This window comes from Achromobacter sp. 413638 (assembly GCF_043119405.1).
Taxonomy (GTDB): Bacteria; Pseudomonadota; Gammaproteobacteria; order Burkholderiales; family Burkholderiaceae_B; genus Achromobacter.
This window is the reverse complement of sequence record NZ_JBICCO010000079.1, coordinates 24,507-32,030: the sequence shown is the minus strand read 5'-3', so window position 1 is coordinate 32,030 and position 7,524 is coordinate 24,507. Positions and strand designations below refer to the sequence as shown.

The window sequence follows — 7,524 nt, the reverse complement described above, 5'->3', positions numbered from 1 at the left end:
CGGGGGTGTTGTGGGGCCCCCCGCGCGGGCGGGCCGCGGCGGGGGGGGGGGCGGCCCCCCCGCCGGCCAGATGGCCCAAGGGCTGCAGCACGTCGCGGCCGCCGCTCGCGGCGCCGACCAGCCAGGCCGCCGCGGCCAGCGCCAGCAGCAGGCCCAGGCCCTTGCCGAACATGCGGCCCGCGCCGGCGCCGGCCGGCAGCGCATCGAAGGCGCGCAGCATCACGGCGGCCACGATGGCCAGGAAGGCCCAGCCCGTCATCTGCACCCAGGTCGGCACCACCGGAATCAGCATCCACCATGCCGTGGCCAGCAGCAGCATGCCGAACAGGCGCTTGACGCCGTCCATCCACGGGCCGGCCTTGGGTAGCAGCGCGCCCGACGAGGCGCCCACGATCAGCAGCGGCACGCCCATGCCCCAGGCCATCGCGAACAGGGCGGAACCGCCCAGCACCACGTCGCCGGTCTGCGAGATGTACAGCAGCGCGCCTGCCAGCGGCGCGGCCACGCAGGGCCCGACGATCAGGGCCGACAGCGCGCCCATCAGCAGCGCGCCGGTGTAGCGTCCGCCTGGAATGCGCGACGAGCGCTCCGACAGGCGCGCCTGGATGCCGGACGGCATCTGGAAAGTGAACACGTCGAACATGGCCAGCGCCAGCACCGCCAGCAACGCGGCGAACAGGCTCAGGATCCAGGGCGTCTGCAGCCAGGCGGCCAGGCCCGCGCCGCTCAGGCCGGCGGCCACGCCCAGCGCCGTATACACGACGGACATGCCCAGCACGTAGGTGGCGGCCAGGCCCAGTCCGCGTCCGCGCGCGGGCTTGGCGCCGGGGGCCGTGCCGCCCACCACGATGGACGACAGGATCGGGATCATCGGCAGCACGCAGGGCGTGAAGGCCAGCAGCAGGCCCAGCACCAGGAACACGCCGGCGGTCTTGGCCCAGCCCAGTCCGCCCAGCGCATCGGCCAGCCCGGTGTCGCCCGCGCTCAGCAGGCCGCCCAGGCCGCTGGCGGATGCGCCGGCCGATGCCGCCGCGCCGGCGCCGGCCAGCGCGCCGCCCGCGACGGCGTAGCCGCCCTGCACGGGGGTCAGCTTCACGCTGTGGTCCATCGGCGGATAGCACAGGCCAGCGTCGGCGCAGCCCTGCGAGGTGGCCGTCAGCGTGAAGGCCTGGCCGCCGGGTTGCACCGGCACGCGCACGATCACGTCCTGGTGGTAGACCTCCATGTCCTTCTCGAACGTGGGGTCGTACTTCACCTCGCCTTTCGGATAGACGGCCTCGCCCAGCGTGGCCGCGCCGTATGGACTGATGGTGATGCCGAAGCGCTCGCGGTACATGTAGTAGCCGGGCGCGACGCGGTAGCGCAGTTCGACGGTGTCCGGCGCGCTCATGGCGGCGCTGAAGACGAAGGCCTTTTCAGGATCCAGGAATTCGGCCTCGGCGCGCGCGGTGGCGTTCCAGCCCAGCCACAGCAGCGCCAGGGCCAGCAGCGCGAACAGCCGCCTGGCAAGATCCGTCCTGGACGGGCGCAGGGCGCGGCCGCCAGCCATACCGGCAAATTGCAACATCAGTCTCTCTTGTTCTGCACGACGGCCGTCTGTTCGCGCACCCAGTCCAGGTAGGGCGCCGCGCCGCCGATCACGGGCAGCACGATGATTTCGGGCACGTCGTAGGGATGCATCTGCGCCAGCGCGGCAACGACCGCCGCATGGCGCGCGTAGGTGGTCTTGATGTGGATGGGCACTTCCTCGGCCCCTTCCACCTCGCCTTGCCACATGTAGATGGACAGGCCCGGCGCGCCGAGGTTCACGCAGGCCGCCAGGCCGTCTTCGACCAGCACGTGCGCGATCCGCTTCGCCAACAGCAGGTCGGGCGCATTGCTGATGATCAGCACCACGTCGTCGTCGCGCAACATGCAGCCTCCAGGGAATACCCTTGCGGGATGTAACTCGGGGTATTTTATCGATATTGCCGCAGCCGTCCGGCGCCGCCGGATGCCCGTGCCCTCATGCTCGTCTGCTCATGATCAAACAGAGGCCCGCATGTCCGACAATTGCCTGTTCTGCCGCATCGCCCGCCGCGAGATTCCCGCCCACATCCTGCACGAGGATGACCGCCTGCTGGCGTTCCTGGACATCCAGCCGGTGCGGCCCGGCCACACGCTCATCATTCCCAAGCAGCACTATCCCTATTTCGAGGACATGCCGGCGGACCTGGCCGGCCACATCCTGAACCTGGGGCAGAAGCTGGGACGGCACATGAAGCGCCTGTATGGCGTGGACCGGGTGGGCTTTGCCTTCACCGGCATCCACGTGGCACACGCCCACGCCCATGTGATCCCCATGCACGACCCGCAGGACGTGACGTCGACGCAGTACATCGTGCAGAAGGACCTCACCTTCACCATGCCGCCGCAGGCCCCGCAAGAGGAACTGGCGACGACCGCCGCCCAACTGCGCGGCGAATTGCACGGCGAGCCGGCGCGCGCCGGCTGAAAGGCGGCGCGTATCGCCGCGCACAAAAAACAAGGGCAGGTCCGAAGACCTGCCCTTGTCGCTTATCGCTACCGCCTACAACTTATTCGGCGGCGCTGTCTTCAGCGGCTTCATCGACTTCCGGACGGTCGACCAGCTCCATGAAAGCCATGGGAGCGTTGTCGCCTTGACGGAAGCCCATCTTCAGCACGCGGGTGTAGCCGCCGTTGCGGTTCGCGTAGCGCGGACCGATTTCGGCGAACAGCTTCACCACGGCGTCGCGATCGCGCAGACGGGCAAAAGCCAGACGCTTGTTCGCGAGCGTGGGCTCCTTGCCCAGCGTGATCAGGGGTTCGATGACGCGGCGCAATTCTTTCGCCTTCGGCAGCGTGGTCTTGATCGCTTCGTGAGTGATCAGCGAAACGGCCATGTTGCGGAACATGGCAAGACGGTGACTGCTGGTGCGGTTGAGCTTACGCAAGCCATTACCGTGACGCATGATAAGTTTCCTTTGAATCTAAAGACGGCGTTTCCGCCATCGGGTTGCCGGCTCTTCTATCAACCTGCAATCAGGCCGCGGTCCGGTGAAAAACGGTGCATTTTACGACGGTTTTGCAAATCGCCCGGCCAATCGGCCGGGCGTTGCGGGCAGCGTGCCTCGCGGCGCGCCGCCCGGGTGATGCTTAGGGACGCTCCAGGCCCAGCGGGGGCCAGTTTTCGAGCTTCATGCCCAGCGTCAGGCCGCGTGCGGCCAGCACTTCCTTGATCTCGTTGAGCGACTTGCGACCCAGGTTCGGGGTCTTGAGCAGTTCGTTCTCGGTACGCTGGATCAGGTCGCCGATGTAGTAGATGTTTTCGGCCTTCAGGCAGTTGGCCGAACGCACGGTCAGTTCCAGGTCGTCGACCGGACGCAGCAGGACCGGGTCGATCTGCGGCGTGCCGCGGACCGGGGCTTCGTAGGAGTCGCCAGCGCCTTCCAGGGCGGCGAAGACCGAGATCTGGTCCATCAGGATGCGGGCCGACTGGCGCACCGCTTCCTCGGGCGAGATCACGCCGTTGGTTTCGATGTCCAGGACCAGCTTGTCCAGGTCGGTGCGCTGTTCCACGCGAGCGCTTTCAACGGCGTAGCTGACGCGACGAACCGGGCTGAACGACGCATCCAGCACGATGCGGCCGATGGTGTGGGTGCGGTCTTCCGACAGCGCGCGCACGTTGCCCGGCACGTAGCCGCGGCCCTTTTCGACCTTGATCTGCATTTCCAGCTTGCCGGCATCCGTCAGGTTGCAGATGGCGTGGCCGGGATTGATGATCTCGACGTCGTGCGGCAGCTCGATGTCGCTGGCCAGCACGGTGCCGGCGCCGGTCTTGCGCAGGACCAGGGTGACTTCGTCGCGGTTGTGCAGCTTGAAGACCACGCCCTTCAGGTTCAACAGGATGTCGACGACATCTTCGCGAACGCCCGGGATGGTCGAGTATTCGTGCACCACGCCGGTCATCTGCACTTCGGTCGGCGCGTAGCCGGTCATCGAGGACAGCAGGATGCGGCGCAGGGCGTTGCCCAGCGTGTGACCGTAGCCACGCTCGAACGGCTCCATCACGATCTTGGCATGGTGGGTGCCGACCGGTTCGACTTCAATGGAGCGCGGCTTCAGGAAACCTTGAGTGGACATCGATTTTGTTCCTTTTCAATACCCTCGGCTCGTTACACCGATAAGGCTGATGGACAGGGTGAAACGTGAAAAACGGGGCGCGAAGAATGCGGCCCTTTACTACCGCAAAGCCCGCTGCGCCGAAAACGGCGTAGCGGGCTGCTGCGGGACTTGCAGACGTGTCGCAGGGAACCGCCGATGCGCCTGCGAAGGTGGCGCGTGGCGGCTCCAGGCCGGCGATTAACGCGAGTACAGTTCCACGACCATCGATTCGTTGATGTCGCGAGCGACGTCAGCGCGATCGGGGGCCGACTTGAACGTACCGGTCATCTTGGCGGCGTCGACTTCCACCCACTGGGGGATGCCGATGCTGGAGGCCAGGTCGAGCGATTCCTTGATACGGCCTTGCTTCTTGGCCTTTTCGCGGATCGTGATGACGTCGCCAGCCTTGACCAGCATCGAAGCGATGTCGGCGGTGTGGCCGTTCAGTTCGACGGCGCGGTGGCTCACCAGCTGGCGAGCTTCGGCGCGGGTCGAGCCGAAGCCCATGCGGTAGACGACGTTGTCCAGGCGCGATTCCAGCAGCTGGATCAGCGTTTCGCCGGTGTTGCCACGGCGACGCTCGGCTTCAGCGAAGTACTTGCGGAATTGCTTTTCCAGCACGCCGTACATGCGCTTGAGCTTTTGCTTTTCGCGCAGCTGCAGGCCGTAGTCGGAAGTGCGGGCGCCCGAAGTGCGGCCGTGTTGGCCAGGCTTGGAATCCAGCTTGCACTTGGAATCCAGCGAGCGACGGGCGCTCTTCAGGAACAGGTCAGTACCCTCGCGGCGCGAGAGCTTGCATTTGGGTCCAATATAACGTGCCATGTGGATTCCCTTTAGATACGACGACGCTTCGGCGGACGGCAGCCGTTGTGCGGAACGGGCGTGATGTCGGCGATGCTCGAGATCTTGATGCCCAGCGCGTTCAGGGCGCGGACCGACGATTCACGGCCGGGGCCGGGGCCCTTGATGCGCACTTCCAGCGTCTTGATGCCGTATTCCAGCGCAACGCGGCCAGCCGTTTCAGCGGCGACCTGCGCGGCGAACGGGGTCGACTTACGCGAGCCCTTGAAGCCAGCACCGCCCGACGTGGCCCACGACAGCGCGTTGCCCTGACGGTCGGTGATGGTGATGATGGTGTTGTTGAACGAAGCGTGAACGTGCGCGATGCCGTCCGAGACGTTCTTCTTGACCTTTTTGCGCACGCGCGAAGCGCCGCTGGTGGAAGCTTTCGCCATAATCCAGTTCCTCGATTATTTCTTCAGGGACGCAGCAGCACGACGCGGTCCCTTGCGGGTGCGAGCGTTGGTGCGAGTGCGCTGGCCGCGCACGGGCAGGCCGCGCTTGTGGCGCATGCCGCGGTAGGTTCCCAGGTCGATCAAACGCTTGATCGAGAGCTGCACTTCACGACGCAGGTCGCCTTCAACCGTGAACAAACCAACGTGTTCGCGGACGCGTTCCAGTTCAGCGTCGGTCAGATCCTTGACCTTTTTGTCAAACGGGACGTTCGCCGATTCGCAAATCTTGCGAGCGCGGGTACGACCGATGCCAAAAATGGCGGTCAGGCCGATCTCGGCGTGCTGTTGCGGCGGAATGTTAATGCCAGCAATACGGGCCATGACTGTTCCTTGAATAAATCCGTTGCGTAGTCGCTAACCCGGGTTAGCCTTGACGCTGCTTGTGACGCGGGTCGGTGCAGATGACACGCACGACGCCGTGACGTTTGATAACTTTGCAGTTGCGGCAGATCCGCTTAACCGATGCCATTACTTTCATGGTTGACTCCTAATTTTCCGTAATCCGTATCCGCTCACTTGGAGCGGAACACAATCCTGGCCCGCGTCAGGTCATAGGGCGTGAGCTCCACTGTGACCTTGTCACCCGGCAGGATCCGGATGTAATGCATACGCATCTTGCCGGAAATATGGCCCAACACCACGTGGCCGTTTTCGAGCTTGACGCGAAATGTCGCGTTCGGGAGGTTCTCGAGAACCTCGCCTTGCATCTGAATGACGTCGTCCTTGGACATTCTTTTGCTTACCGCATCGGCAAACCCGCGCCCTTGAAGTTAGCCTTCTTGAGCAACGAGTCGTACTGGTGAGACATCATGTAGGCCTGAACCTGCGCCATGAAATCCATCGTCACCACCACAATGATCAGCAGGGACGTACCACCGAAGTAGAAGGGCACATTCCAGCGCATCACCAAGAATTCCGGCAACAGGCACACCAACGTGATGTAGATGGCACCTGCGAGCGTCAAACGCATCAGGATCTTGTCGATGTAGCGCGCCGTTTGTTCACCCGGACGGATGCCCGGAACGAATGCGCCGCTCTTCTTCAGGTTGTCCGCCGTTTCGCGGCTGTTGAACACCAGAGCCGTGTAGAAAAAGCAGAAGAAAATAATCGCGACCGAGTACAGCGTGATGTAGAGCGGTTGACGAGGCGACAGGGCCGCAGCCAGGTCGCTAAGCCAGCGCATGTTCTCGCTGCTGGAAAACCAGCTCGTGATCGTGGCCGGGAACAGGATGATCGACGACGCGAAGATCGGCGGAATCACCCCAGCCATGTTCAGCTTCAAGGGCAGGTGCGAGCTTTGCCCGCCGTAGACCTTGTTGCCGACTTGGCGCTTGGCGTAGTTGACCGTGATCTTGCGCTGTCCGCGTTCCACGAACACCACAAAAGCGGTCACCAGCACCACCAGAGCCACGATGAACAGCGCAGACAGCACAGACATCGAGTTGGTGCGAACCAGATCCAGCAGCGCGGCCAACGCGGCGGGCAGGCCCGCAACGATACCGGCGAAGATCAGGATCGAAATCCCGTTACCCAGACCGCGTTCCGTGATCTGCTCACCCAGCCACATGACGAACATGGTGCCGGTGACCAGGGTCACAACGGTCGTGAAGCGGAACAGCATGCCCGGATCGATCACCAGTCCCTGCTGGGACTCAAGCGCAACCGAAATGCCCACAGCCTGCACCAGCGCCAGCACGACCGTGCCGTAGCGGGTGTATTGGGTGATCTTCCGACGACCGGCCTCGCCCTCTTTCTTGAGCGCTTCCAGCGACGGCACCACCACAGACATCAGCTGCATGATGATGGATGCCGAAATGTACGGCATGATCCCCAGGGCAAAAATCGAGAAGCGCGAGAGCGCCCCGCCCGAGAACATGTTGAACAGGCCCAGGATCCCGCCCTGGTTCTGGCGGAACAGGTCCGCCAGCGCATCCGGGTTGATGCCCGGCACGGGGATGTGTGTACCCAAACGGTAAACCACCAGGGCGAGCACCAGGAACACGAGGCGGCGCTTTAGGTCGCCGTACCGTGCTCCGGTTTTGCCCAATGCCTGCGCGTTAGCCAC

General features: G+C 64.2%; 11 protein-coding genes. 1 reads left to right on the top strand and 10 read right to left on the bottom strand.

Annotated features, from left to right (window positions below):
• Together dsbD and cutA are read right to left on the bottom strand one after the other, a co-directional pair.
• Positions 1-1,567: protein-disulfide reductase DsbD (dsbD, locus tag ACEU5R_RS25160; protein ID WP_392412421.1), on the bottom strand; the 1,567-nt coding region annotated here is incomplete at its 3' end.
• A complete protein-coding gene (gene cutA, locus ACEU5R_RS25155) occupies positions 1,567-1,914 on the bottom strand; it encodes a divalent-cation tolerance protein CutA (RefSeq protein ID WP_103271715.1) in 348 nt (115 codons plus the stop codon). The genes dsbD and cutA, both read right to left, overlap by 1 nt.
• Positions 1,915-2,041: 127 nt before the next feature.
• Between cutA and ACEU5R_RS25150 the strand changes: the two genes are divergently transcribed.
• A complete protein-coding gene (locus ACEU5R_RS25150; protein WP_103271716.1) occupies positions 2,042-2,494 on the top strand; it encodes an HIT family protein in 453 nt (150 codons plus the stop codon).
• An 82-nt stretch (positions 2,495-2,576) separates the two neighbouring features.
• Here the strand turns inward: ACEU5R_RS25150 and rplQ are convergent, their stop codons facing one another.
• From rplQ to secY, 8 genes are all read right to left on the bottom strand, one after another.
• A complete protein-coding gene (gene rplQ / locus ACEU5R_RS25145; RefSeq protein WP_103271717.1) occupies positions 2,577-2,972 on the bottom strand; it encodes a 50S ribosomal protein L17 in 396 nt (131 codons plus the stop codon).
• 184 nt (positions 2,973-3,156) lie between these two features.
• Positions 3,157-4,143: a DNA-directed RNA polymerase subunit alpha gene (locus tag ACEU5R_RS25140; protein WP_006216514.1), complete on the bottom strand. Its 987-nt coding sequence runs from the start codon at positions 4,141-4,143 to the stop codon at positions 3,157-3,159.
• Positions 4,144-4,362: 219 nt separating this feature from the next.
• Positions 4,363-4,986: a 30S ribosomal protein S4 gene (gene rpsD / locus ACEU5R_RS25135; protein WP_103271718.1), complete on the bottom strand. Its 624-nt coding sequence runs from the start codon at positions 4,984-4,986 to the stop codon at positions 4,363-4,365.
• Positions 4,987-4,997: 11 nt separating this feature from the next.
• A complete protein-coding gene (gene rpsK / locus ACEU5R_RS25130; protein ID WP_006216516.1) occupies positions 4,998-5,399 on the bottom strand; it encodes a 30S ribosomal protein S11 in 402 nt (133 codons plus the stop codon).
• A gap of 15 nt (positions 5,400-5,414) precedes the next feature.
• Positions 5,415-5,780: a 30S ribosomal protein S13 gene (rpsM, locus tag ACEU5R_RS25125; protein WP_103271719.1), complete on the bottom strand. Its 366-nt coding sequence runs from the start codon at positions 5,778-5,780 to the stop codon at positions 5,415-5,417.
• A 43-nt stretch (positions 5,781-5,823) separates the two neighbouring features.
• Complete coding sequence (gene rpmJ / locus ACEU5R_RS25120; protein ID WP_003806928.1) at positions 5,824-5,937, bottom strand: 50S ribosomal protein L36; 114 nt, start codon at positions 5,935-5,937, stop codon at positions 5,824-5,826.
• Positions 5,938-5,971: 34 nt separating this feature from the next.
• A complete protein-coding gene (gene infA / locus ACEU5R_RS25115) occupies positions 5,972-6,190 on the bottom strand; it encodes a translation initiation factor IF-1 (RefSeq protein ID WP_003806927.1) in 219 nt (72 codons plus the stop codon).
• Positions 6,191-6,198: 8 nt separating this feature from the next.
• A complete protein-coding gene (gene secY, locus ACEU5R_RS25110) occupies positions 6,199-7,524 on the bottom strand; it encodes a preprotein translocase subunit SecY (RefSeq protein WP_103271720.1) in 1,326 nt (441 codons plus the stop codon).